Below are 23,302 nucleotides of genomic sequence, written 5' to 3' on the forward strand. Positions count from 1 at the left end.
GGCGATGGAGGTTGCGGTCATGCGGCGTCGAACCGGATATGCCGCGGGCGGAGCGGCCGGGCCGGGTTGCCCGCCGCGATGGTCCAGGCGGCGATGTCGCGCATCGCCACCGCGCGCGCGCCCAGCACCGCACCGTCGCCGATCGTCACGCCCGGGCCGACAAAGGCCTCTGCCGCCACCCAGGCGCGGGTGCCGATGACGATCGGGCGGGTATGAAGCTGGAAGGCCGGGCTTTCGACGTCATGCGTGCCCGCGCACAGATGCGCGCCCTGCGACACGATCGCATAGGCGCCCAGCCGGATCGGCGCCATCGCATAGATGGTCGTGCGCGGCCCGATCACCGAATGATCCTCCATGGTCAGATTGGCGGGCGACCAGATCCGCGCGCTGCCATAGACGATCGCGGTCGGCGCGATCCGGGCGCCGAACAAACGCAGGATCAGGCGGCGCCAGCCGCGCAGCGGCGGCGGCGTCCAGGCGGCGAGCAACCCCCAGGTGACGATGAAGGCCAGCCGGTAGAGCCGATTGCGCCGTGAAAAGCTGGCCCCGCCGTCCCAGATGGTCTTGTCCCGCGTTTCCAGCGGCGTACCGGCTACCATGATCGTGCGATGCTCCCGGCCGCGACCGGGGGCGGCCGGGCGGCGGCGTACCGGTCCGAAGACGCCCTGCGCCTTCGTCGGATCGCTGCCCGCCCCTACCCCCCGGTTTCCACGGTGACGAAAGGGATCGCGTGCGGGCCGGACCCTGTCAACCGACGGCAGGACGCGGCTGTCCCTGAATGAGGCGGCCTGCCCATCCGGTCGGCCTTCGTCATTTTGTTGGATCGGCCAGACGGTCATGCGCTTGTCGTGTTGGAAATCCGGTTATAGATGGTTGCGCTAGAACAAATGGCGAACAAGGGGCGCGATATGGCTGGCCTGATCGATCAACCCGCGGAATATGTACCGCTTCACGCGCTCGCCTTCGGGGCGCTCGGCACGCCCGGCGTCGTGGTGGATGCGGGCAACCCGCTGCCCGTACGCGTCGCGGGCACGGCGTCTCCGGCGACACCGCTGGCCGGCGTGGCGACCGGCGCGGCGATCCTGGGGCCGTTTCTGCCCGCGCTGTCCTGGCCGATCTGGGTCAGCCTGTCCGGCGCATGGACGGGGCAGGTACAATTGCTGCGTTCGGTCGATGGCGGTGCGACGAAGCTGCCGCTGACCGTCGCGGGACAGCCCTGGGCCAGCTATACCGCGCCGGCCAACGAGATCGCCGTCGAGGAGACGGTTGCGGGCGCCAGCTATTATCTGTCGGTCGCGCTGACCGGCGGCACGCTGACCTATCGGGTGGCGCAATGAGCGCGGACGTCATCGCACGCGGGCTGGTGGCGCAGGCGCGACAGAGCGCCGCGACCGACCTGGCGCTGACCCGGTTGCGCGGGGCGATGCGCCAGGCGCGGGACGGCGCCGTCTTCGCCCAGCCGCCGCTGATCGCACCGCCTGCCTGGAGCGCCTCCACCGCCTATGCCAAGGGGCAGATGGTGGCCGCCAACGGCAATTGCTATGTCGCGGTGACGGCCGGGACGAGCGCATCGAGCGGCGCCGGCCCCGCCGCCCGGACGGTCAATGGCGGCGGCGCGATCGCGGATGGCGGTGTGCTCTGGACCTATTTCGGGCCGGTGCGGATCACCGTGAACGACGCCGCTGCGCCGACCCTGACCCAGAGCGCGACCGACCCGGCCTTCGGCATCACTATCACCTACAAGGCCTATCCGCAATCGTTCGCGCTCTACGGCGCCTATGGCTCGAGTTTCGACGGGGCAAACCGGCTGATCCCGAACGGCTTCGGTGCGAAGCCGGGCCAGCCCGGACCGGCGGCGGGGCGGCGGATCGAATTCTGTTCGGACGGCGCGAACGTGATGGTCAGTCTGGCCGGATCGAATGCCGCCAGCTTCTGCCGCGTGGCGGTCGACCAATATGACGGCCGGGGGCTTCGCCTCGTGACGCCGGGATCGCTGCTCAGCGCGTCGCCCTTCATCCGGCTGGGCTGGGCGACCGCGGAGAAGCGTCGTTACGTCGTCTTTCTGAGTACGGCCAATTACGATGTCTTTGCGGGCGTCCAGGTCGATAATGGCGCGACCGTCTGGGCGCCCGTGGTCGCCGATCCGCTGCGCGCCGTGCTGATTGCGGACAGTATCGTGGCGGGATCGGGCTTCGGGCCGTTCCTGGCGGGCAACGACATCGCCACGCGACTGGCGCTGGGCCTGGGCATCGCCGACATCTGGGGTTTCGCGGCTGGCGGCACGGGTGAGTTGAACCCCGGCGCGGCGGGGCTGTCCACCTTCGTGCAGCGACTGCCCGAGGCGATGGCGCTGAAGCCCGATCTGTGGCTGATTCTGGGGTCGTGCAATGATCGCAGCGCCAATGGCTATACGGGAGCGGCGCTGAGCGCGCAGGTGACCGCGACGATGCAGGCGATTCGCAGCGGCGGCGCGACCGCGCCGATCATTCGCGGCGGGGCGTGGCCGATCGCAGACAGCGCCGACATCGCGGCGTGCGAGGCGGCGATCAAGGCGGGCTATGACGCCTTCGCCGCGACCGATCCCTATCCGCATGGCTATGTGCCCGTCAGCGCCGCGACCCCGCCGATCATCACGCGCGGCTATAATAATGGCGGCGGCGTGCTGATGAGCAATGTGAACCAGTATCTGGGCGGTGACGGTCATCCCACCGACTGGGGCATCGCCCATGCCGCGAACCGCCTGGTCGAGGGGATTGCGGGCGCGCCGGGCACGGCATGACCTCTCCCCGCACCGGTGCTGGCGACGATCCGTGCGTCAGCGCCGCGTGGGCCGGTCAAGCGTCGCCCGGCCGTTGCGCGAACGGCGGCGCAGGATTGGGTCGATGGTGGGGACGGTTTCGTCCCGGCGCACCGCCCGGGGGCGGGCCGACATGCCGTTGCGGCGCAACAGCGCCGCGATCAGGCCCAGCGCCATCATCGCGAAGACCTGCGGCACCTGGTCGCCATCGAACAGGCTGGTCTCGGCCATGTTGTTCAGGAGGAAGAAGAGCAGCAGGGCAAAGCATAGTGCCCCCGTCCTCTTGTCCGCCTTCATCGCCTTGGCCAGCAGGTCGAGCGGCCAGGCGATGACCGCGAACAGCGCGATCAACAGGCCGGGCAGGCCGATCTGCACCGCCAGGTCCAGATAGCCGTTATGCCCCTGGGTCACGCCGCTCCACCGGCTGGCGTCGCGGATCATGCCCGGCGCGCCGGGATCGGCCGACGACCAGAAGGCGCCGAAACCCGCCCCCGACCAGGGATGCGACAGATAGGACAGGACCATCGGCTGCCAGATCTCGCCCCGGTTCGACCAGAGCGCGGGATTGGCGACCAGCTGTACGAACCAGTCGCCGCGCAGGGTGAGGAGGATCGGAAGGATCGCGGTCGTTGCCCAGGCGAGGGGACCGATCCGCCGGAACCATGTCGCCTCGTCTTGATCGCCCTTGCGCGCGATCGCATCGCCGTGACGGTGCAGCACGAAGGCGAGGATCAGGGCCAGGGCCGTGCCGATCATCGAGGCGCGCGAGCTGGTCAGCCCCAGGAACACCAGCGCGGCGAGCGCCACGCCGTAGCGCAGCCAGCGGGTCCGGACCGTGCCGTACAGCGCGAACATCAGCACGGTGATGCCCGATACCGTGCCCGCGATATTCTTGTGCCCCATGATCCCGCGCCAGGGGTTGTTCTGGTCGACGCCGTAATTGTGGATGCCCAGCCACGGATCGACCAGGACGGTGGCGTAATCGACGACCAGGGCGATCAGCAGCATCGCCTGGATCAGGCGGATCGACCGCCGCGCGCCCAGCCGGTCGGTGCACAGGAAACAGGTCCACACGACGATGGCGGTCAGCGCCCATTTGGCCAGCGACGTGGCGGGCGTCACCGACCATAACAGGCTCAGGCCTGCCCAGCCCATGGTGAGGAGGATGGGCAGGGGCAACACCATCCATTGCCGCTTGCCCGGCCCGGTCCACAGGGTAATCGCGGTCAGCGCCAGCAATCCGGCATAGGCCATCTGCCGCGCGGTACTGGTCACGCCGTGGTCGAACGCGCCGGTCAGGGTCAGCAGGGGGCGGGTCAGCGTCAGGCCGAACAGGATCGCGAGCGCGACCTGCAACAGGATCTTTTCCAGCCGGTCGTGCACCGGGCGTCCCGCCGGCCCGGCACCGATAGTGCGGTCCGGGGCGTCGGCTTCGGTGGGGGACGGCGCGGTCATCGGCGAAAATGGGTCGGTCAGGATATCGCGACGGCGGGGCGCGGGGCCAGCGCGGCGACGTCGCGTTCCAGCTTGGCCAGGATGGCGCGCTTGCTCCACCGTTCTTCGGCCCGGGCCCGCGCCGCAGCGCCGAAGGCGATCCGCGCGGGTTCGTCGTCGATCAATTGCGCGATCGCCCCGGCAAAGGCCGCGGCATCGCCCGGCGGCGTCGCCAGGCCACAACCCTCCACCTCCTGCGCCAGGCTGGTCCCCGCCGTCGCGGTCGCGACCACCGGACGGCCCGAGGCGAGCATGTTGGTCAGCTTGGACGGGAGCAGCAGGTCGGCCGCGCCCGCGATCTGCGGGAGCAGATGGACGGTCGCCAGCCCGACCAGTTCGGGCAGCAGTTCGACGGGCTGCAGGTCGAAGAAGCGGATATTGTCCAGCCCCTCGGCCATCGCCATCAGGTTGGCGCGATTGGGCCCGCCGCCGCAGATGGCGAACATCAGGTCGCGCCGATGCGTCAGCAGTCGTGCCGCCTCGACGATGATCTCGATGCCCTGCTTGTTGGCGATATTGCCCGAATAAAGCGCGACATGCGGCCGGTCGATGCCCCATTGTTCGCGCAGGACCGAGGGGCGCTGGAGTGGGCGCACCCGGTCGATATCGGCCCAGTTGCGGAATTCGATCACCCGCTCGGGCGAGATGCCGCGCTCGATCAGCTTGCGGCACATTTGCGGCGAGATGGTGCTGATCCGGTCGGCCTTCAGATTCCACCCCTCGAATCGGCGCGCCAGCCGCGCGACGACCCCCGTGGGCGCGAGCAGGCCGGTGGCGAAGGCGGCCTCCACCTCGAAATCCTGGAGATGGATCCAGTAGCGTGCGCCCGACAGCGCCGCGCCGATCCGCCCGGCGGTCAGCGAGATCAGCGAGGGCGCGATGCCGATGATCAGGTCGGGCCGGTCGCGCAGGATCTCGCCCAGCAGCATCGGCAGCGCATAGGCGGTGAAGCTGGCGTGATGGACCAGCCGTCGCGCGCCGCTGGGATGCGCGGGCACGTAATGCGGCAGGCGGATGACCTGGACACCCTCCTCGACCGAGCGCCGCGCGCCGCCCCCGGCAAAGGCGGGGTCCGCCTTCCACGCCGGATAATAGGGTTTGCCGCAGACGACCCGGACCTCATGCCCCGCCTCGACCAGCGACTGGGCGAGCCCGGTCGTATAGGGGCCGATCCCGACCGGCTCGGGGGCATAGTTGATGCCGAGGATGAGGATTTTCACGGCCGTCCTCCCCCGCTCAGGCCAGGGGCGAGTCGAGGAAGGTCCGATAGACCGCCTCCACCCCCTCGCGCAGGGCGATGCGCGGTTTCCACCCCATGGCCGCGAGCTTGTCGCCCGACATCAGCTTGCGCGGCGTGCCGTCGGGCTTGGTCAGGTCATGGGTGATCTCGCCCTCGAAACCGACCACCTCGGCGACCAGACGGACCAGGTCGATGATCGCGATGTCCTCGCCCGAGCCGGCATTGACATGCTCGTCGTCGGAATAGGTCTTCATCAGGAAGACGCAGGCATCGGCGAGATCGTCGACATGCAGGAATTCGCGGCGCGGCGTGCCCGTGCCCCAGATCTCGATAGCGGGCGCGCCGGCCTTTTTGGCGTCATGCGCCTTGCGGATCAGCGCAGGCAGCACATGGCTGGACGCCAGGTCGAAATTGTCGCCCGGGCCGTAAAGGTTGGTCGGCATCGCCGAGATGAAGTCGCGGCCATGCTGGCGGCGATAGGCCTGGGCCAGCTTGATCCCGGCGATCTTGGCGATGGCATACCATTCGTTGGTCGGCTCGAGCGCGCCGGTCAGCAGCGCGCCCTCGACGATCGGCTGCTCGGCGAACTTCGGATAGATGCACGACGATCCCAGGAACAGCAGCTTGGCGACATCGCTGCGGTGCGCCGCCTCGATGATGTTCGCCTCGATCATCAGATTGTCGTAGAGGAAATCGGCCGGATAGCTGTCATTGGCCAGGATGCCGCCGACCTTGGCCGCCGCCAGGAACACCGCGTCGGGCCGCTGTTCGTCGAACCAGCGCCGCGTCGCCGCCTGGTCCTTAAGATCGAGTTCGGCCCGCCCCGCGGTCAGTATCTCGCAGCCCTCGCCGCCCAGGCGCCGCACGATGGCCGAGCCGACCATCCCGCGATGACCCGCGACGAAGACCCGCTTGCCGGTCAGATCGAAGGGCTGTCCGATCATCTCAGGCGTCCTTGGCGATGGGGGCGTTTTCCATCACGATCAGGTCGGCCTGCACCATCTCGCGCGCCAGGTCGCGCACCGAGGTCTCATGGCTCCAGCCGAGCTTGGCCTTGGCCTTGGCCGGATCGCCGATCAGCAGCTCGACCTCGGTCGGGCGGAAATAGCGCGGGTCGATCTCGACCAGGCACTTGCCCGTCTCGGCGCAATAGCCCTTCTCGTCGACGCCCTCGCCTTCCCAGCGCAGGGTGATGCCGACATCCTCGAACGCCCATTCGACGAAGGTGCGCACCGGCGTCGTCTCGCCGGTCGCCAGCACATAGTCGTCCGCCTCGTCCTGCTGCAGCATCAGCCACATGCCGCGCACATATTCGCGCGCATGGCCCCAGTCGCGCTTGGCGTCCAGATTGCCCAGCCACAGCTTTTCCTGGCGGCCCAGCTTGATCGCCGCCACCGCGCGGGTGATCTTGCGCGTCACGAAGGTCTCGCCGCGCAGCGGGCTTTCATGGTTGAACAGGATGCCGTTCGAGGCGTGCATGCCATAGGCCTCGCGATAGTTCACCACGATCCAATAGCCGTAGAGCTTGGCCACGCCGTAGGGCGAGCGCGGATAGAAGGGCGTCGTCTCGCGCTGCGGCACTTCCTGGACCAGGCCGTACAGCTCCGAGGTCGAGGCCTGGTAGAAGCGGCAGGTCTTCTCCATGCCCAGGATCCGGATCGCCTCGAGCAGACGCAGCGTGCCGATCGCATCGGCATTGGCGGTATATTCGGGCGTCTCGAAGCTGACCGCGACATGGCTCTGCGCCGCCAGATTGTAGATTTCGGTCGGCTTCACCTGCTGCACGAGGCGGATCAGGTTCGTGCTGTCGGTCAGGTCGCCATAATGAAGATGGAAGCGCGCATTTTCGGTATGCGGATCCTGATAGATATTCTCGATACGGCCCGTGTTGAACGACGACGAACGCCGCTTCACGCCGTGAACCTCATAGCCCTTTTCGAGCAGCAGCTCGGAAAGATAGGCCCCGTCCTGACCCGTCACACCGGTAATGAGTGCAACCTTACGCTCCGTCATCGTCACCGTCCCCCACACACGTCGACATCGCAGGCGCGCATGGCATCATCCCCGTGATACCAATGCCCGCAATCGGCGCGGTTCGGGCCATCCGATCCGCGCGCCGCTGCTCCGCTCCCCCGCCATAAGGTCGAACAGGTTCGCCGGGCCTTGTCCAGTATCCGTGTTGCACCTGCGTCCCAAAATGAAAGAGGCGGGGCAGACTCGAGGGGCGCGGGGCATTTCTGACCGATTGCTACCCTGCAGCATCTCTGACACTGTCGCGCGTCATGGCAGATCACCGACCCGAGGGCGTGTTCCGTTCGCGATGGCCCGGATGGATCGGCCGGACCATCGACATGATCTGCCTGGGCGCGTTGCTGCTGGTGATCGGCACCGTCATCTATGGCTTCTGGCTGCGTGCGACCTGGGCGCATGGCTATTATCTGGCGGTCGTGGTCGCGGTGATGGGGGCGCTCGTGATCCTGATCGGCCTGGCGCAGCAGGCGATCGCCGCGCGCGACGCACAGACCTGGCGCGCCATGGCCGAATGGCAGGTGCACGCCGCTCGACGGCGGATCGGCGACGGGGCGCATGACGAGGATGTCGATCCGGCCTCGACCGAATATTATGAACTGCTGATCGGCACGCTAGTCCGCCAGGCGGCGGATGGGCCGGATGGGGCGGGCATCAGGGCCGGGGGGCAGGGATGAGCGACAATCCGCATCTCGAACTGGGCGAAAGCCTGCCGCGATTCCTGTCGCACTGGCTGGCCGCCTGTTTCGGCCATTTCCTGATGGTCCTCCTGCCGCTGATCACCAACTGGGTCGAGGTGCGCGATGCGACCTGGCCCGCCTGGTGGTATCTGCTGCTTTTCGCCAGCGTCACCTCGCTGATCGCGGCGGTCATCAACGCCAATCTGCCGGTCACCCCGCGCGAGCTGATCAAGAGCGTGGCGCTGGGCTTCGCGCTGAACGCCACCCTGACGATGCTCCGCATCGCGTGAGCCTGCGCGACCGGCTGTGGCGCGGGCCGGCCGATCCGGCGCAGATCGTGCCCCTGCAATGGCTGCGCGGCCTGGCCGCCTGCGCCGTCGTCGTCGAGCATCTGATCGAGCGTTATGCCAGGCGGGGCATCCTGCCGCTAGACACCCCCGATTTCGCGGGGCGCATGGGCCAGACGGGCGTGTTCGCCTTCTTCGCGATCAGCGGCTTCATCATGGTCCATATCTCGCTGCGATCGGAAAGCGGCGGGGGCTGGCGCGCGGGCGTGCGGTTCCTGCGCAACCGCTATCTGCGGGTCGCACCGCTTTATTATCTGACGACCCTGCTGATGATCCTGTTCGCGGGTGCGACCCGTTCGCTGGGCACGCATGGCGATTACCGGGCGCCGGGCGTGCGCGAGCTGATCCTGTCCTTCGCCTTCGTGCCGCATCGTGGGACCGAGGGGAATCTCCAGCCGGTCTATGGCCTGGGCTGGACGCTGAATTACGAGATGTTCTTCTATCTGCTGTTCGCGGGCGGCCTGATGCTGGGCGCGCGGCGAGGGGCCTGGGCGGTGCTGGCGCTGCTCGCCGTGCTGATCGCGATGGGCGTGGGATGGCGCGCGCCGGTCGAGGCGGTCGGCTGGCCGGTCCTGGCGTATGTCTATACCCGGCCGGTCATGCTCTATTTCGCGATCGGCATCCTGGTCGCGCTGCTTTGCGACCGGCTGAAGGTGCGGACGCCTGCATGGCCCGCCTGGGTCATGGCGCTGGGCGCCGCGGTCGCGCTGGCGATCGCGGTGGTCGGGCCGGGTGGCCCCGGCGGGTCGGAGATGGACCGCGCCCAGCCCGCGACATTGGCGGCAATCACCCTGGGGCTGATGCTCTGTACGATCCCGACCGTGCGACCCGGCGGCGCGCCGTGGCTGGAGCGGCTGTCGCGCGCCTTGGGCGACAGTTCCTACAGCATCTATCTGACCCACAGTTTCCTGCTCGGCGCGCTGGCAGCGCTGTCGGCACCGCTCATCGTCAAGGGCGGGATCGTGGCGCTGGTCGCCATGGCGCTGCTCGCCAGCCTGATCTGTTTCGTGGCCGGATGGCTGGTCTGGCGGCTGGTCGAGCGGCCGATCAGCGATGCGCTGCGGCATCGGCGGCTAAACCCGGCAGAGGCGGTGGCGCCCTGATCTAATGCCCGGCCGGGGCCTCGGCCATCGGCAGGATCCGGCGCTCGTCCAGGCCCACGATCGGCGCTGCGGCTTGCGGTGCGGTGGGCCGCATCGGTAGGATGGGACGGTCCGGCGTCGCCACCAAGGCGCCGGGTTCTTTCCGGCTCTCGTCCGGCTTTGCTTCGGTCGCCGGGACCTGCGCAATCAGCGAGCCCAAAGCGGGTTCGCCGCCCCGATAGCGGCCGCGAAAGGCCTGCGCCTCGCCCCAGCCGCCGGGCCAGCGATAGAAGATATGTGCGCCGATCGTCGCGACCTTCGACAGGCGGGCCGCCCAATAGGGGACGATCCAGTCGGCATGATAATGGGTCGCCCAGCCGACCGGCGCGAACACAGCGCCGCCCAGCGCCGAGGCCGCGATCCGCGAGGCGCGCCGCCACCCGGTGGCGGAGGGCGGCCGGGCGAGCGAGCCGTCGCAGGCGAAGCTGAACTGGCACCCGGTGCGCCGGGTCGCACCCTCGAACACCACGCCGCACACCGTCTTGGGATAGGCGGGGTGGCGCAGCCGGTTCAGCACGACCTGCGCGACCGCCCGCTCGCCATCGTCGCTCTCGCTCGCCGCCTCGTAATAGATGGCGGAGGTCAGGCATTGCAGCGAGCGGGCATAGTCGCTGCCCTGGGCGCCCTGCAGCAGGAACATGGCGGCGGGGACGGTGGGCGCGGCGCTGATCGCGACCCGCCGGTTCCAGACCCGCGCCTGTTCCTGCGACAAGGGGCGCAGCGTCGTGGGGGCAAAGGGGGCGTCGATCCGGGGCGGCAGGGCCCCTGTCGGATGCGTCTGCCCCGGAGCAGCGGGATCGGTATCCCGGGCGGTCAGCACCCGGAATGCCACGGCGCCCAGCCCGATCAGAAACACCAGCACCAGCGCCGCCGGAATCGCCACCCGCCAGGACCGCCGGGCCGGGGCCTCCACGATGATCGCGCGGTCCGCCACGGCCCGCGCCGCCAGGCGACGGTCGATCCGATCAGGCGAGGATGGGGCGGGCTGCGTCGTCATGGTGGCGAATGCTGGCCAAGCCATAATGGATTGCCGGTCGGGCCACCAGCGCGTAACGCGGACACCATGGTTTCGTCCGCCGCGATCCTGTTGTCCCTGGTGTCGATGCCGGTCCAGTCCGCGCCCGCCGCCGCTCAGGCGACCGAGTCGTCGGTGGCGGGCGGGCTGTTCACCGCCAATCAGCTGCGGGATCGGTGCAATGCCTCCAGCGCCGCCGACATCTCTTATTGTTTCGCCTATGTCACCGGCGTCCATGACAGCGCGCGCGCCTATGAGGTGTGGCTCGGCAAGCGCGAATTCTGCGCGCCGCCGCGCATCCCGCAGGGCGAGCTGCGCCACGCCTTTCTGGACTATCTGACCGAGCATCCGGGCAACGGCCCGGCCGCGGCTGCCTCGGTCGTGGTCGTGGCGTTCAAGCTGCGCTTCCCGTGCGAGGCCGACGCGAAGCCGGAGCCTGCCCGTTAGCGCGGATCGCGGTTCCCGATAGTTTCCTTTCCCTCTCTCTCCTCAGGAAGGGGAGAAGGGGAAAGGCTCATTCGACATATGGCTCTCAGGCTGAGGCATCCTCGTAGCGATAGCGGTAATAGTCCTGCGACCCGCTATAGCCCGCCCGCTTGGCGCTATATTTGGTGATGACCACGCCGATGACATTGCCGCCCGCCCGGGTCAGGCGCGACACCGCGGTGCGGACCTGCCCGAACAGCGCGCCGCCCGCCTGGGCGACGAAGACGGTCGCCTGCGCGATCGCGGTCAGCTGGGTCGCGTCGGCCAGCGCCAGCACGGGCAGCGCGTCGATCACGATCACCTCGTAATCCTCGCCCAGCCGGTCGAGCAGCGCGCGCATCGCATCGCCCGCGAACAAGGTGGCGGGATCGGGGGGCAGGCGTCCGGCGGGCAGGAAGCTCAGCCCTGTAAATTGGGTCGGCTGGATCGCCGATTCGGCGGGGTTCAGCTGGGCCAGGACGGTCGACAGGCCCCGATCGGGCAACGGCACCCCGAACACGCGGTGGAGCGACGGGCGCCGCAGATCGGCGTCGATGATCAGCACCCGCCGCCCCAGGCTGGCGAAATCGCGGGCGAGCGCGACCGAGGTGGTCGACTTGCCCTCCGACTTGTTGCTGCCGGTGACCAGGATCGAGCGCAGCAGACCCTGGTTCGACGACAATTCGATCGCGGCGCGGATCGCGTGATAGGCCTCGGCGATCTCCGACTTGGGATCGTCGAGCGCACCGACCGCGTCGCCGCTCCCCGCATCGGGCACCACGCCCAGCAGCGGCAGGTGCAGCTTGGCCTCGACATCCTGCGGATCGCGGATCGAGTCGTCGATATAGTCGCGGCCGATCGCGTAGAGCGCGGCGAGTGCGATACCGCCGGCCAGCGCGATCACCATGTTGAGCAGCGGCCGGGGCGAGGTGGGGCGGCGCGGCTGTTCGGCGGTGTCGACGATCGTGACGTTGTTGGACGCGACGCCCGCCTCGGCACTGACTTCCTTGAATCGCTGGAGCAGGCTTTCGTACAGCTGGCGATTGGTATCCACATCCCGCTTCAGGATGTTGTAGCGGATACCGCGATCCTGTTCGGCCAGCGTCGAGCTCTTGAGCAGCTGGACCTGCCCGGCGATCGCCCCCGCCTGGCGCGCGGCCGTGTCATACTGGCTGCGGATCGCGTTGCGGATCTCCAGGGCCTGGGTGCGTATTTCCTGGTCGAGCCCGGCGATTTCGGCCATCGCCTGGATGACGACGGGATGCTCGGGCTTCAGGCGGCGGCGGGTTTCGGCCAGTTCGGCGCGCGCCTCGGATCGCTTCTGCATCAGCCGCTGGATCGCTTCGTTCGCCTGGACCTCGGGCAGGGCCATCAGCGGCGTCGACCGGGCCTGTTCCCAGCGTGCGCCCGCCTTCAGTCGGTTGGCCTCGGCGATGGACAGATCGGCGTTCAGCTGGACCAGTTGGGACGTGACCAGCGAGCGCGGCCCCTCTGTCCCCTCTGCCCGTGTGCCCGCGCTGGCGTCGATCAGCCGGGCGCTGCGCGAATAGCCGATCAGGTCCCGCTCCGACCCCTCCAGCCGGGTCTTGGCGAGCGCCAGCTGGTTCTGGAGGAACTGGCGCGAATAGGCGGAGGTGGAGAATTTGCGCTGGATATTCCCCTCGATGAAATTCGCGGCATAGCTGTTGGCGATCTCGGCGGCGAGCGCGGGGTCGCGGCTGGCGAAGCTGACGTTCACGACACGCGAATTGCGGCGCAACTCGACGCTGAGGTTGTGCTGCAGCGTATCGAGCACCAGCGTTTCCAGCCCGCCATCCTCGGGCTTCACCTTGATCTCGCGCGCGCCGGTCATGCGGCGCAGGAAGCTGTCATTGCCCGTCAGGCCCAGGCTGTCCGACACGCGGCGCGCCATCGCGCGGCTGGTGAAGACGTCGATCTGGGTCTGGAGGAACCGGTCGGTATCGGGATTGCCCGCTTGCGGATCGCGATCCTCGGTGCCCAGCACGCGGGCGACCTGCTGGTCGATCTGGACGCTGGCATGGGCGGTATAGATGCGCGGCATCAGCACCGCCGAGGCCAGGCCGAGCAGCAGCGATATGCCGATGATCGCCGCCATCATCACCCGGTTGCGATAGAGCGTCGCCCAGAGTGCGCGGACGTCGATGACCGGCGCATCCTCTTCGTCCCGCAGGTCGTCGATGCCGACCGGAGCGGGACGATCCACCGGCCCCCCGGCCGTGGCGATCATGCCGTTGCCCATACCCATATTCCCCTATCCCCGCCGTCGGGCCGATCAGAATCGCGTGAAGACGCCAAACACGTTGAGCAGCGGTGCCGCGCGCAGCAGGTCGTGCCAGGCCGACTTGCTCGACGAATTGCCGACGATGATCGAATCGCGCGGCAGGATCGCCGGGTCGGGATCGTCGCCGCGCCGGATCCGCCGCATGTCGAACACCGCCCCCATACGCTGGCCGTTGACGTAGCGGACCACGATCACCTGGCGCAGCGCGGCATTCTCGTCCTCGCCCTTGGCCAGCGCCACCGCATCGAGCAACGTCATGGGGCCCGAGATCGGATAGATGCCCGGCTCCTTCACCTGGCCCTCGACCGTGATCCGCTGCGCCACCGACCGTGCGATCGACACCGTCACCTGCGGGTCGACATAGAATCGCTCGGCCAGCTTGGCGCGGAGTTCGTCGGCGAGCTGTGTGGTGGTCCGCCCCGCCGCCTGCACGCGCCCGATCAGCGGCATCGAGATCAGCCCGGCGGCATCCACCTGCGCCCCGCGCGTCGAGATATCGGCTTCCTGATAGACGGTGATGTCCAGCGCATCGAGCGGACCGATACGGTAATCCTCGACCTTGGGCTCGCCCTGCGGCGCGGGGATCAGGGCATAGGCCTTATCCCCGGTGCGAAGATTGGGGCCGACATTGGAATCGGCGCAGCCCGACAGGGCCGCCGCCGCCATGGCTGGCCCCAACAGGGCCGATCGGACCCATGGCACGACCCTCACCCGGTCGGTGCTCCGCATCGCTCGTTCCCCACCCATCCCCGAAGCCCCCACATCACATCGCGGCTCGCACAGCGTCAAGCCTGCGGCACGCGTCCTATCCGAACAGTATCGACAAACCATTTCACCGGCTGGCCCTCGCCCGCCGTCAGCACGACCCCGATCCGCTGTGCGACGCACCCCTGCGGCACCATCACCGCGCCCGACAAAGCGCGCCAATCGCGGCCGCCGGGGAAGGGCAGGGTCATGACCGGCGTCCCGTCGGCGCACAGCAGGACGAGCGCGGCGCGGTTGGCCGTGCCGTCCGCCATCGGCGCGTCCGTCATGTCGCCACCCCCCCGGACCCGCACCGCGATCCGGTAGCGTCCCGGCGTCAGCAGCAGCGGTTGTTGAAGCGCCATGCCGCTCGTCAGCCCATCGGCGGCGATTCGTACCCCCTTGCCCTCGGTACCGCGCTCGTCGGACGTGACATGCACCCCGGCCAGCGGCGGCGCGGACCAGCCATAGGGAATGGCATAGTCGGGCACGGGATCGGGCAGCGCCTCGAACCCGCCATCCTCGATCAGGCCGCGCCCACCGCTCGCGAGCCAGACGGCGCGGGCGCCGGCCATATCGCCATGCTCGGCCAGCTTCGCGCGCGCGCGGGCGGTCTCGGCGGGCGTCGCGGCCAGGCCCGCGCTCGCCAGTGCGCGCAGGAAGCCGGTCAGGCGGGCAGGATCGGCGACACCGTCATCGGCCAGCATCGCCAGGAATCCGCCGCGCCAGCCCGGCCGGTCGTCCAGCCGCTCGACCAGCGCCGCCGGACCGCCGGGCAGGCGATAGACGGCGAGCAAGCCCTGCATCGCCGCCTCGGGCGACTCGCGGCGCCGGAGCATCGCGTCGATCTGTTGCGCGGCCAGCGTCGCATCGCCGTTGGTCAGCGCGGTCTGCGCCAGCCAGCGCGCGATCAGCGTATCCTGCCAGCCCAGCCCGGCCCCGATGCGCAGCAGCGCCGCGCCCCGCTTCGGCGCACCGTTCAGCAGATCGGCATAGCCCTGCGCCCGCACCGCCCCGGCATCCAGCGGCGAAATGGCGAGCGCGCGGGTGGCGGCGGCGCGCATTGCGGTGCCGCCATGGCCCGCGCCCGTCGCATCGGCCAGCGCGGTCCAGGCCGCCGACGACCAGGGCGCGACCCGGGTGGCGGCCAGCGGCTGGCGACGGGCGACCAGCGCCTGGGCCAGGCCGTCCCCGGTCGCGACCAGGCCGATCAGCAGCGCGACCGCGCCGCTCGCATAGAGGGCGATCCGGCCGCCCTGCGCACGCACGCTCGGCGCGCGTCCGGTCATCGCGATGACGGCGACCATCGCGCCCGCGAGTCCCGCGATGGCGGGCATGCGCAGCGGATAGTCGACCAGCGAGAATAGCAGGATCATCGCCAAAGCGGCGACCGCGGCGACCAGGGGCTTGCGCTCCGTATCGCGCACAGTGCGTCGCCACGCCCGGGCGATCATGACGATCAGGACGACCAGCCCGGCGATCATCAGCAGCGCGCCCGCCAGCCCCGCCTCCATCAGCCATTCCAGCGCGTCGTTATGCGCATGGTTGACGGTCAGCGGCCCCACCTCGGCCAGCGGCTCGACGGTGCGATAGACGCGGTCGAAGCTGCCCAGCCCGGTCCCCCAGGGAAAGGTGCCGCGCACGACGAACCAGCTATTGTCCCAATATTGGTAGCGCGCCTCGGTCCCGATCCCCGCGAAACGCGCCAGGATCCGCTGCATCAGGTCGGTGCGCGACAGAATGAGGGCGCCCAGGCCATAGCCCAGCGCCAACCCCAGCGCCGAACGCCCGGCGCGCCGCCCGCCCGCGATCAGCCAGCCCGCCGCCAGCAGGACCAGCGGCAACAGGAGGAGCGCCGTGCGCGACCGGGTCGCCAACACGCCGAGCGTCAGAAAGGCGATCAGCGCGGCGCCGATCGCGCGCCGCCGCCCGAACAGGTCCGGGATCGCCGCGATCGCGATGGCGGCCAGCAGGAAGGTCGCCTGATGGTTGCGATTGACGAACAGGCCGATGCCGTCGCCCTGATGCGCGCTGTCATAGAGAAGCGGCGCGTCGCCCGCCCCGAGGCCCGCCTGCACCATCCCGATCGCGGCCCCGATCGCGGCGATGATGACGATCAGGCGCAGCGCGGCCATGCGGTCGGCGGCGGAAACCAGCGCCATGCCGGTCATCGCCGCAAAGGGCACCGCCAGCGCAGGCAGCATCGCCAACGTCGCATCGGGCGTCAGGCTCAGCGGACGCCACGGTGCCGCCTGGGCCAGCAGCGCGTCGATCGCCACGACCACCGCGCGGCCGGGCAAGGCGTGCCACAGGCCGGGGGGCAGGGGGACGATCTGGAGCAGGATCAGCAGCACGGTCGCGCCGAACAGGATGATCGGCGCGCGCAACGCCCGCGCCGTCTCCGCCTGGCGGGCCAGTTGCGAACCGGCGATGGCGGCGACGATCAGCGCCAGCCACTGGCCGATCATCGCGATCAGCGGATAGCTGCGCCCCGCGCCGCCGCCGATCCCCAGCGCGAGAAGCAGGGCAAGCGCGAACAGCCGCAGCCGCGCCTCGCGACCGAATAGCACCATCGACAGGATCGGCGTCGGACGTTCGGACCGATGGAAACCACGCCTGATGCTGCGACCGCTCATGCGCTTGGCATGGCACAGCAAGTTTACGATTTCACGCGCAAGTCCCGGTGGTGGCGAGCCCGGAGCGGGACAGTTTGCCGACTGTCGCGCAGGCCGCCAAGGCTTTACGATCGGACGCGGGGCATGGGGGAAGGCGGACCGAGGTGACGACCGGGCGGGGCGGCAGGATGCGGGCAATCGCGGTGGTAGCCATGGCCGCGCTGCTGCTGACGGCCAATCTGGCCTATCAATGGCCGGGCGCACTCAACCCCGACAGCCAGGGGCAGATGGCGCAGATCGCCAGCGGGCGGCTGCACGACTGGCATCCACCCGCCATGACCCGGCTGTGGCAGGCGCTGGGCCTGATATTCGGGCCGGGCCCTGCGCCGATGCTGGTCTTCGACCTCGCCACCTATTGGGCGGGGCTGGCGATCGTCGCGCTGCTGCTGGTTCGCGCCGGGCGTCCGCTCGGCCACGCGGCGGCGGTGCTGGCGGCGGGGGCGGTGCCGCTGTTCCTGATGCTCAACATCGCGATCGGCAAGGATGCGAGTTTTTGCGGGGCGTTCCTCCTGGGGGCGGCGCTGCTGATCGCGGCGCGGACCGTGCGCCGGTGGCGGGGGGCGGCATTGGCGGGCGGGGCAGCGATGCTCGGGCTGGCGGTGCTGATGCGGCACAATGCGCTGTTCGTGGCGGGGCCGCTGATCGCCTATGCCGTCGCGCCTGCGGCGTTGCGGCGACCGTTCTGGACGATGATCGGCTCGGTCCTGCTGGGGCTGGCGCTCGTGCCCGTGGCGGGGTGGGTCAATCATCGGCTGCTGGGTGCGGCGGATGCGCGGGCCATCGCCTCGCTGCAATATTTCGACCTGGCCGGGATCGCCGCCGCAACCGGCGACACAGGCGTGTTCGGAGCGGGCACCCGATTGACGGAGCGGGACGTGCGCTCCTGCTTCGCGGTCGAGATGTGGGATACGCTGTCGCCCTGGGGCCGATGCCCCTGGTTCACGGCCAAGGCGGGCGATCCGGTGCCTGCGTCGGTCGGGGCGGGGCAGGAAACCAGGTCGCCGATCAGTCTGGATCGCCTGTGGATCGCCGCGATCCTGCGCCATCCGTTCGCCTATGCCGGGGTGCGGCTTCGCCATTTCAATTCCGAGACCTATTTCTTCGTCCCCGAAGGCCATGTCCGCGCGGTTCGCGACAATCCCAAGGAGGATGTCGCCGCGCGGCGTTACCGGGGATCGCGCCTCTTCTATGCGCTGCGCGCCGCGCCGGTCTTCATGCCCGGGTTTTTCCTGGCGATCGCGCTGGCGGTGGTCGGGGTGTCCGCCGGGCGGCGGGACAGTGATACCGCCCTGGGGCAGGCCGCGCCGATGCTGGCGATGGCCAGCCTGTTGTACGGCGCGTCCTATCTGGTGGTCGGGGTGGCGACCGACCTGCGCTATTTCCTGACGAGCGATCTGGCCGCCCTGGTCTCGGCGATCCTCGCCTGGGGCGATCCGGGGACGCGCGGGGCCCTGCGGCGGGACGGGTGGCGCCGGGCGATGGCGATCGGCCTCCCCGTCCTCGCGCTCGTGGCGATGCTGCTCGGGCGGGTGATCCTGCCGGTACCGACGGTGCCGCCGCCGGTCCCGTCTTGTGTATCCGTAACGCAAACGTAACGAGTGGACAGGGAGGGCCGAATCGGTTAACCATATTGTCCGCACCCGGCCCGTCCGGGGGCTTTGAGCGGGATGGTACGAACATGATGTGGGCGATCGCATTATCGGGTATCGCCGCCGGGATGGTCGCGGCGGCCATCGTGGCTCGCGGCGCGGCCCAGCAGCGTCATCGTCGCCAAAGCCAGCGGGCGCGCAGACGGATCGACCGCGATGCCAACGCGCGGCTGAACGGCTGGCTCTACGAATGGCTATGGGCGCGTCATCGCCGCAAGCGGTTGACCTACAGGCCCGAGGGGCAGGCCTGGGACCGCATCGCCGACTGATTCGCTCCGATCCGGCCGTTTACCGCCTGTTCATTTTTTTTCGACATAAGGGCACCTGTTCGGGAGAAGCGTCTCCCGCGGGAGGCTGCTATGGAATCGCACGTCGAACATTCCTCGGTGGTGCAGGGCATCGTCCTGGCGATTCCGCTGTCGATGCTGATGTGGGGTGTGATCCTCGGGGCGATCCTGCGCCTCTGACGCACGTCCCCTCCGGCGCGAAAGGCGACGCTCGTGGCCGATCCCCGGCGACCCTTTTGCTCAGCGGCGGGCCGCACCGTCCCGAAATGGAGCGGGTGCGGCGCTGACCGACAGGATTTCCTGCCGATCATCTTCCAAATAAATCGCGGTCAGTGTTCCACTTCGGTACGCTCCGGTGTCGATCCCGATCCGGTTGGCGCGCCGGTCTGCGGTGCGCGTCACGCTGTGGCCATGGACGACGACCGCGCCATGATCGCGCGGGTCCTCGAGGAAATCCTCGCGAATCCAGAGCAGGTCCCGGCGCGCCTGGCGGTGCAGCGGAATGCCGGGACGGACCCCGGCATGGGCGAAGAAATAATCCCCCGATTCCGCGCTCAGCGGCAGGCCCGCCAGCCAGCTCAACCACGGCGCCGGAATGGCCCGGCGCGCCCGGCGCAGAAAGGCGCGGGAGGGCTCGCCGGGCTGTGGCGGCGCCACGTCGAAGCTCGCCAGCGTCTCCATGCCGCCCACCGCCAGCCAGGTGCGCAGCATATCCTCGTCGCCGTCCAGCGCCTGGACCATCGCCTCTTCGTGATTGCCCATCAGGGCGAGCACCTGGCCATTGCGGCGTTGCAGGTCGTGGACCAGCGCCAGAACGCCCGCGCTGTCGGGTCCGCGATCGACCAGATCGCCCAGGAATACCAGGTGCAGCGCGCGCGGCGCGGGGCGTTCGTCGCTATGCGCGCCGATCCGGTCGAGCATCTTCTGGAGCAGGTCCAGCCGCCCGTGAACGTCGCCGATCGCATAGATTCGCTCGCCCGAAATCGTGCTTGGCAACGAAAATCCTCCAGTATAGCGTTTTCAAGCGATTGGGCGCGTGGGGGCGGCTCGAACCATAGCGGCGGGGGCTGGCGGCGATCAATCGCCGGTTGCGCCATCGTGGCATCGGATGGGCGGGCATTCCATGGCGGATGATCGATTTTCGGGAGCGGAATGCGGGCCGGGGCTTGGGTCCGGGCGCGATCATTGGGGCGGTCACGGGGGATGCGGCAAGGGAAGGAATGCCGGTTCTGGCCCGGTGACGGCGCACATGGCGACATGGCCGCCGGTATCGGCCGCGACCATGACGCGGATCGGCATGGCCAGCTGGCGCACGCCGTTCGTGGCGGATGTGGCCATGGCGGCTGACCGACAGGCGGATCACGACGGTGGGCATGGTCTGGATGCGCGGCCCTTGCGCGTCCTGCTGGTCGCGTCTGCCGGGGGGCATTGGATCGAGCTGACCCGGCTGGTCGATGCCTTTGCCGGATGCGATTGCCAGTTCGTCAGCACCGCGTGCGGCATGACGCCGCCGCTGGGCACGCGGCCGGTGATTGTGGTCGCCGACACCGCGCGGGATGCGAAAGCCACGATCCTGGGGGCGATCCGCGGCTTGTGGGGCGCCTTTCGCCGGTTCGATCCCGATCTGGTCGTCTCGACCGGGGCGGCGCCGGGCGCGCTGGCGCTTTATGTCGCGCGTCTGTTCGGCGCGCGCACCATCTGGATCGACAGCATCGCCAATAGCGAGCGGCTGTCCCTGTCCGGTTCGCTGGTGCGGCCGGTCGCCGACCTGACCGTCACCCAGTGGCCCGAAGTGGCGGCGCGCCATCCCCGGCTGCGCTATCTGGGGCAGATCCTGTGATCCTGTTGTCGGTGGGAACCCAGTTGCCGTTCGACCGGCTGGTCGGCGCGGTCGACCGCTGGGCCGAGGCGCGGGGACGCGACGACGTTGTCGCCCAGATCGGGCCGACCACCTACCGCCCGCGCGCGCTGCAGGCCTTCGCCCATGCCGATCACGACCGGTTCCGCGAATTGCAGGCCGAATGCGCGCTGATGGTCAGCCATGCGGGCACGGGGTCGATCATCGCGGCGATGGAACTGGGCAAGCCCATCATCATCATGCCGCGCGATCACCGGCGCGGCGAGCATCGCAACGGCCATCAGCTGGCGACGTTGCGCGAATTCGGCACGCGCCAGGGCGTCTATCCGGCCGAGGACGAGGCGACGTTGGTCGACTTGCTCGACCGGGCCGACAGCCTGCAGGGCTGTCCCTGCCTGACCCCACGCGCGCCCGCCGATTTCGTCGCGCATCTGGCGGCGCATGTCCGGGCGCCGTCGCCGCCCACGCTGGTTCGGCGAATACGAAATCTTTGGCAGGGCAGTACTATTTCGGGGCAGGTCGGCCCGTGGAACTGATTTCAGGCCAACTTGATGCAGTGCGGCACGACTGATAGCCCTGATGCAATCATCCTGGGGCGGGGGCCAACCAAAGTGAGGAAAACAGCAGTCGTCCTGGTGGGCGTGCTCGCGACGCTGGCAGGTTGCTCGCATGGCGGATTGCCACCGATCTCGACCGGCGAGCGCTATGCCGCCGATGGGCCTTGCAACGAAAGCTATCCGCTGGCGCCGGGCGACAAGGTCCGGCTCGCCGTCTATAACGAAGGGCAGTTCAACGGCGATTACGCGGTCAGCAGCGACGGCAAATTGTCGCTGCCGTTGATCGGCGACGTGCCGGTGGCGGGCCATACGGTCGAGGATGTGGTGCGCGACGTCCGTGCCCGGCTGGCCGATGGCTATCTGCTCAATCCGCGGGTCAGCATGGAGGTGCAGACCTATCGCCCGTTCTTCGTGATGGGCGAGGTCAAGATGCCGGGGCAATATCCCTATTCGAACTGCCTGACGCTGTTCAACGCGATCGCGACCGCGCAAGGCGCCACGCCGCGCGCCAGCCTGAAGAGCGGGTCGCGGGTGGTCATCCAGCGTGCTGGCGAAACCTTCGCGCGCGAATATGTCGTGAAGCCCAATCTGCGCATCTATCCCGGTGATACGGTGCGCGTGAAGGAGCGGCTCTTCTGATCCAGCGCCGCGCCGTCGCGGCGGCTCGTGATCGGCGGAGCGTCGCCCCGGTGCGGCGTCGGCGGATCATGGCCAGGCCCATCGCCTGCACGCTGGTCGCGGGCGCGATCGCAGGCGGGGTGGTGATTCCCGGCATCGCCTGGGGCCAGGCGAACACGCTGCTGCTGCCGTCCGAGACCGCGAACACGCTCTATGATCGCGGCCACAATATCAGCGTGGCCGAGCGTCCGCGTCCCGAATATGATCCGCTGGGCATCCGCCTGGGCAGCTTCGTCGCCACCACCCAGTTGTCGACGTCCTGGGCCTATAGCAGCAACGTCTTCAACGATAACACCAACCGCCGGGCGGACAGCCTCCTGATCCTGCAGCCCTATGTCGGCATCTATTCCGACTGGAAGGCGCATCAGGCGCAACTGGTCGCGACGGGCGACCTGCGGCGCTATGCCAATACCACGATCCGCAACCAGAATGCCTGGTCGCTGGCACCGTCCGGGCGGCTCGATATCTCCGACGCGCTCAAGGTGCGGGTCGAGGGGCAGGTCGAGCGTGGTTACGAATCGCCCTTTTCGGGGGACGTGATCGCCAATCTGACCGTCCCGTCGCGGTTCCTGCACAGCAGCCTGGCGACGCGGGCGGTGTACGGCGTGGGCCGCTCGCGGATCAGCACGGCGCTGGAGCGCAACGCCTATAGCTTCGACGACCTGGTGTTCGCGGACGGCACCGTGCGGCAGCAGAATTATCGCGACCGGGTCGGCTATAAGGGGTCGCTGACCTACGAATATGGCTTTTCGCCCAGCGTCTCGCTCTATGCCCGGGCGGAGGCCGATCGACTGCGCTATTCCTTCCTGTCCTTTGGCCAGCCAAACCGCGATTCGAACGGCTATCGGCTGCTGGGGGGCGCCAATTTCGACCTGGCGGGCGTGGCGCGCGGGACGATCGGCATCGGTTATGGCGTGCGCAATTTCGATGCGTCCTATCTCTACCAGAATCTGCGCGGCTTTTCGGCCGAGGCGCGGGGCGACTGGTTTCCCAGCGAGCTGACCACGGTCAGTTTCCAGTTGCAGCGCGTGCTGTCCGATACCGAACTGACCAATGTCGGGGCGATGTGGACCAACCGGGCGCATGTCTCGGTCGACCATGAACTGCTCTACAACCTGATCCTCACCGGCATGGTCGAGGCGGAGCGCCGCGATTATCCGCAGCGCCAGCTCGCGACCAATGTGTACCAAGGCGAGATTGGCGCGCGCTATCAGGCCAGACGGGGCCTCGGTTTCCAGGCGGCCATCGGCTACGGTTCCAGCCGTCCGGCACGGGGGTTGGCCAATTCTTTCGACGAGTTGCGGGCGCGCGTCTCGGTAATCCTGCGACGTTGATGGGGGACAA

The 23,302-nt window shown here is 68.8% G+C and carries 22 protein-coding genes; 12 read left to right on the plus strand and 10 right to left on the minus strand.

Annotation, left to right across the window (positions count from 1 at the left end; translation table 11 throughout):
* Positions 1-17 precede the first annotated feature (17 nt).
* Positions 18-599, minus strand: coding sequence for a putative colanic acid biosynthesis acetyltransferase (locus QZ546_RS14075; protein ID WP_294238767.1), 582 nt, complete (start codon positions 597-599; stop codon positions 18-20).
* A gap of 309 nt (positions 600-908) precedes the next feature.
* Here QZ546_RS14075 and QZ546_RS14080 point away from each other — a divergent pair, with 309 nt between their 5' ends.
* Both QZ546_RS14080 and QZ546_RS14085 read left to right on the plus strand, forming a co-directional pair.
* Entirely contained in the window at positions 909-1,337 is a 429-nt protein-coding gene (locus tag QZ546_RS14080) for a hypothetical protein (protein WP_294238770.1), read from the plus strand.
* A complete protein-coding gene (locus tag QZ546_RS14085) occupies positions 1,334-2,779 on the plus strand; it encodes an SGNH/GDSL hydrolase family protein (protein WP_294238774.1) in 1,446 nt (481 codons plus the stop codon). Before QZ546_RS14080 ends, QZ546_RS14085 begins: the two co-directional genes overlap by 4 nt.
* 36 nt (positions 2,780-2,815) lie before the next feature.
* Here the strand turns inward: QZ546_RS14085 and QZ546_RS14090 are convergent, their stop codons facing one another.
* Genes QZ546_RS14090 through gmd form a run of 4 tightly spaced genes read right to left on the minus strand, consistent with a single transcriptional unit; the run spans position 2,816 to position 7,544 of the window.
* Positions 2,816-4,252 carry an O-antigen ligase gene (locus QZ546_RS14090; protein WP_294238777.1) on the minus strand — a complete coding sequence of 479 codons (1,437 nt, stop codon included), beginning with the start codon at positions 4,250-4,252 and terminating at the stop codon, positions 2,816-2,818.
* Between the two features lie 17 nt (positions 4,253-4,269).
* Entirely contained in the window at positions 4,270-5,511 is a 1,242-nt protein-coding gene (locus QZ546_RS14095; protein WP_294238778.1) for a WcaI family glycosyltransferase, read from the minus strand.
* Positions 5,512-5,527: 16 nt separating this feature from the next.
* On the minus strand, positions 5,528-6,475 hold the full coding sequence (locus QZ546_RS14100; protein ID WP_294238781.1) for a GDP-L-fucose synthase: 948 nt from the start codon (positions 6,473-6,475) through the stop codon (positions 5,528-5,530).
* Position 6,476: 1 nt separating this feature from the next.
* Positions 6,477-7,544, minus strand: coding sequence for a GDP-mannose 4,6-dehydratase (gene gmd, locus QZ546_RS14105; protein ID WP_294238783.1), 1,068 nt, complete (start codon positions 7,542-7,544; stop codon positions 6,477-6,479).
* A 269-nt stretch (positions 7,545-7,813) separates the two neighbouring features.
* Between gmd and QZ546_RS14110 the strand changes: the two genes are divergently transcribed.
* The 3 genes from QZ546_RS14110 to QZ546_RS14120 are packed head-to-tail and all read left to right on the plus strand — an operon-like array spanning position 7,814 to position 9,689.
* Positions 7,814-8,236, plus strand: a complete 423-nt coding sequence (locus tag QZ546_RS14110; RefSeq protein WP_294238786.1) for a hypothetical protein — start codon at positions 7,814-7,816, stop codon at positions 8,234-8,236.
* On the plus strand, positions 8,233-8,529 hold the full coding sequence (locus QZ546_RS14115; protein WP_294238789.1) for a hypothetical protein: 297 nt from the start codon (positions 8,233-8,235) through the stop codon (positions 8,527-8,529). Before QZ546_RS14110 ends, QZ546_RS14115 begins: the two co-directional genes overlap by 4 nt.
* Entirely contained in the window at positions 8,526-9,689 is a 1,164-nt protein-coding gene (locus QZ546_RS14120; RefSeq protein ID WP_294238792.1) for an acyltransferase, read from the plus strand. Before QZ546_RS14115 ends, QZ546_RS14120 begins: the two co-directional genes overlap by 4 nt.
* A gap of 1 nt (position 9,690) precedes the next feature.
* Here QZ546_RS14120 and QZ546_RS14125 read toward each other — a convergent pair whose 3' ends face one another.
* A complete protein-coding gene (locus QZ546_RS14125) occupies positions 9,691-10,725 on the minus strand; it encodes a cell wall hydrolase (RefSeq protein ID WP_294238795.1) in 1,035 nt (344 codons plus the stop codon).
* A gap of 66 nt (positions 10,726-10,791) precedes the next feature.
* Between QZ546_RS14125 and QZ546_RS14130 the strand changes: the two genes are divergently transcribed.
* Complete coding sequence (locus QZ546_RS14130) at positions 10,792-11,190, plus strand: Rap1a/Tai family immunity protein (protein WP_294238798.1); 399 nt, start codon at positions 10,792-10,794, stop codon at positions 11,188-11,190.
* Positions 11,191-11,275: 85 nt separating this feature from the next.
* On the opposite strand, the gene QZ546_RS14135 is transcribed toward QZ546_RS14130, so the two are convergent.
* From QZ546_RS14135 to QZ546_RS14145, 3 genes are read right to left on the minus strand one after another with little or no spacing between them, the layout of a single operon-like run.
* Positions 11,276-13,474: a GumC family protein gene (locus QZ546_RS14135; protein WP_294238801.1), complete on the minus strand. Its 2,199-nt coding sequence runs from the start codon at positions 13,472-13,474 to the stop codon at positions 11,276-11,278.
* Between the two features lie 27 nt (positions 13,475-13,501).
* On the minus strand, positions 13,502-14,239 hold the full coding sequence (locus QZ546_RS14140) for a polysaccharide biosynthesis/export family protein (RefSeq protein WP_294238804.1): 738 nt from the start codon (positions 14,237-14,239) through the stop codon (positions 13,502-13,504).
* Between the two features lie 56 nt (positions 14,240-14,295).
* A complete protein-coding gene (locus tag QZ546_RS14145) occupies positions 14,296-16,890 on the minus strand; it encodes an O-antigen ligase (protein WP_294238806.1) in 2,595 nt (864 codons plus the stop codon).
* Positions 16,891-17,033: 143 nt separating this feature from the next.
* Here QZ546_RS14145 and QZ546_RS14150 point away from each other — a divergent pair, with 143 nt between their 5' ends.
* Together QZ546_RS14150 and QZ546_RS14155 are read left to right on the plus strand one after the other, a co-directional pair.
* Positions 17,034-18,524: a hypothetical protein gene (locus tag QZ546_RS14150; RefSeq protein ID WP_294238808.1), complete on the plus strand. Its 1,491-nt coding sequence runs from the start codon at positions 17,034-17,036 to the stop codon at positions 18,522-18,524.
* An 83-nt stretch (positions 18,525-18,607) separates the two neighbouring features.
* The gene (locus tag QZ546_RS14155; RefSeq protein ID WP_294238809.1) at positions 18,608-18,847 is read left to right on the plus strand and encodes a hypothetical protein; all 240 of its coding nucleotides are present in this window, start codon (positions 18,608-18,610) and stop codon (positions 18,845-18,847) included.
* Positions 18,848-19,105: 258 nt separating this feature from the next.
* Here QZ546_RS14155 and QZ546_RS14160 read toward each other — a convergent pair whose 3' ends face one another.
* Positions 19,106-19,861 carry a metallophosphoesterase family protein gene (locus QZ546_RS14160; RefSeq protein WP_294238811.1) on the minus strand — a complete coding sequence of 252 codons (756 nt, stop codon included), beginning with the start codon at positions 19,859-19,861 and terminating at the stop codon, positions 19,106-19,108.
* 253 nt (positions 19,862-20,114) lie between these two features.
* Here QZ546_RS14160 and QZ546_RS14165 point away from each other — a divergent pair, with 253 nt between their 5' ends.
* The 4 genes from QZ546_RS14165 (at position 20,115) to QZ546_RS14180 (ending at position 23,292) form a co-directional block, all read left to right on the plus strand.
* A complete protein-coding gene (locus QZ546_RS14165) occupies positions 20,115-20,705 on the plus strand; it encodes a hypothetical protein (protein WP_294238813.1) in 591 nt (196 codons plus the stop codon).
* Positions 20,702-21,259: a glycosyltransferase gene (locus QZ546_RS14170; RefSeq protein ID WP_294238814.1), complete on the plus strand. Its 558-nt coding sequence runs from the start codon at positions 20,702-20,704 to the stop codon at positions 21,257-21,259. The genes QZ546_RS14165 and QZ546_RS14170 overlap by 4 nt, the downstream gene beginning before the upstream one ends.
* A 75-nt stretch (positions 21,260-21,334) precedes the next feature.
* Positions 21,335-21,919 (plus strand): polysaccharide biosynthesis/export family protein, encoded by a 585-nt coding sequence (locus tag QZ546_RS14175; protein WP_294238816.1) that lies wholly within the window; start codon positions 21,335-21,337, stop codon positions 21,917-21,919.
* A gap of 68 nt (positions 21,920-21,987) precedes the next feature.
* A complete protein-coding gene (locus QZ546_RS14180; RefSeq protein WP_294238818.1) occupies positions 21,988-23,292 on the plus strand; it encodes an outer membrane beta-barrel protein in 1,305 nt (434 codons plus the stop codon).
* Positions 23,293-23,302: the final 10 nt, after the last annotated feature.

Origin of the sequence: uncultured Sphingomonas sp., assembly GCF_913062585.1 — a bacterium.
In the GTDB taxonomy this organism is placed as follows: domain Bacteria; phylum Pseudomonadota; class Alphaproteobacteria; order Sphingomonadales; family Sphingomonadaceae; genus Sphingomonas.

What these genes read in the sequence shown, in the direction of transcription:
- QZ546_RS14155 (WP_294238809.1), top strand. Translation starts at nt 18,608, where the DNA reads ATGATGTGGGCGATCGCATTATCGGGTATCGCCGCCGGGATGGTCGCG.
- QZ546_RS14125 (WP_294238795.1), bottom strand. Translation starts at nt 10,725, where the DNA reads ATGACGACGCAGCCCGCCCCATCCTCGCCTGATCGGATCGACCGTCGC.
- QZ546_RS14075 (WP_294238767.1), bottom strand. Translation starts at nt 599, where the DNA reads ATGGTAGCCGGTACGCCGCTGGAAACGCGGGACAAGACCATCTGGGAC.
- QZ546_RS14145 (WP_294238806.1), bottom strand. Translation starts at nt 16,890, where the DNA reads ATGAGCGGTCGCAGCATCAGGCGTGGTTTCCATCGGTCCGAACGTCCG.
- QZ546_RS14135 (WP_294238801.1), bottom strand. Translation starts at nt 13,474, where the DNA reads ATGGGTATGGGCAACGGCATGATCGCCACGGCCGGGGGGCCGGTGGAT.
- QZ546_RS14090 (WP_294238777.1), bottom strand. Translation starts at nt 4,252, where the DNA reads ATGACCGCGCCGTCCCCCACCGAAGCCGACGCCCCGGACCGCACTATC.
- QZ546_RS14140 (WP_294238804.1), bottom strand. Translation starts at nt 14,239, where the DNA reads ATGCGGAGCACCGACCGGGTGAGGGTCGTGCCATGGGTCCGATCGGCC.
- QZ546_RS14085 (WP_294238774.1), top strand. Translation starts at nt 1,334, where the DNA reads ATGAGCGCGGACGTCATCGCACGCGGGCTGGTGGCGCAGGCGCGACAG.
- gmd (WP_294238783.1), bottom strand. Translation starts at nt 7,544, where the DNA reads ATGACGGAGCGTAAGGTTGCACTCATTACCGGTGTGACGGGTCAGGAC.
- QZ546_RS14130 (WP_294238798.1), top strand. Translation starts at nt 10,792, where the DNA reads ATGGTTTCGTCCGCCGCGATCCTGTTGTCCCTGGTGTCGATGCCGGTC.
- QZ546_RS14165 (WP_294238813.1), top strand. Translation starts at nt 20,115, where the DNA reads ATGGCGACATGGCCGCCGGTATCGGCCGCGACCATGACGCGGATCGGC.
- QZ546_RS14100 (WP_294238781.1), bottom strand. Translation starts at nt 6,475, where the DNA reads ATGATCGGACAGCCCTTCGATCTGACCGGCAAGCGGGTCTTCGTCGCG.
- QZ546_RS14115 (WP_294238789.1), top strand. Translation starts at nt 8,233, where the DNA reads ATGAGCGACAATCCGCATCTCGAACTGGGCGAAAGCCTGCCGCGATTC.
- QZ546_RS14080 (WP_294238770.1), top strand. Translation starts at nt 909, where the DNA reads ATGGCTGGCCTGATCGATCAACCCGCGGAATATGTACCGCTTCACGCG.
- QZ546_RS14110 (WP_294238786.1), top strand. Translation starts at nt 7,814, where the DNA reads ATGGCAGATCACCGACCCGAGGGCGTGTTCCGTTCGCGATGGCCCGGA.
- QZ546_RS14180 (WP_294238818.1), top strand. Translation starts at nt 21,988, where the DNA reads ATGGCCAGGCCCATCGCCTGCACGCTGGTCGCGGGCGCGATCGCAGGC.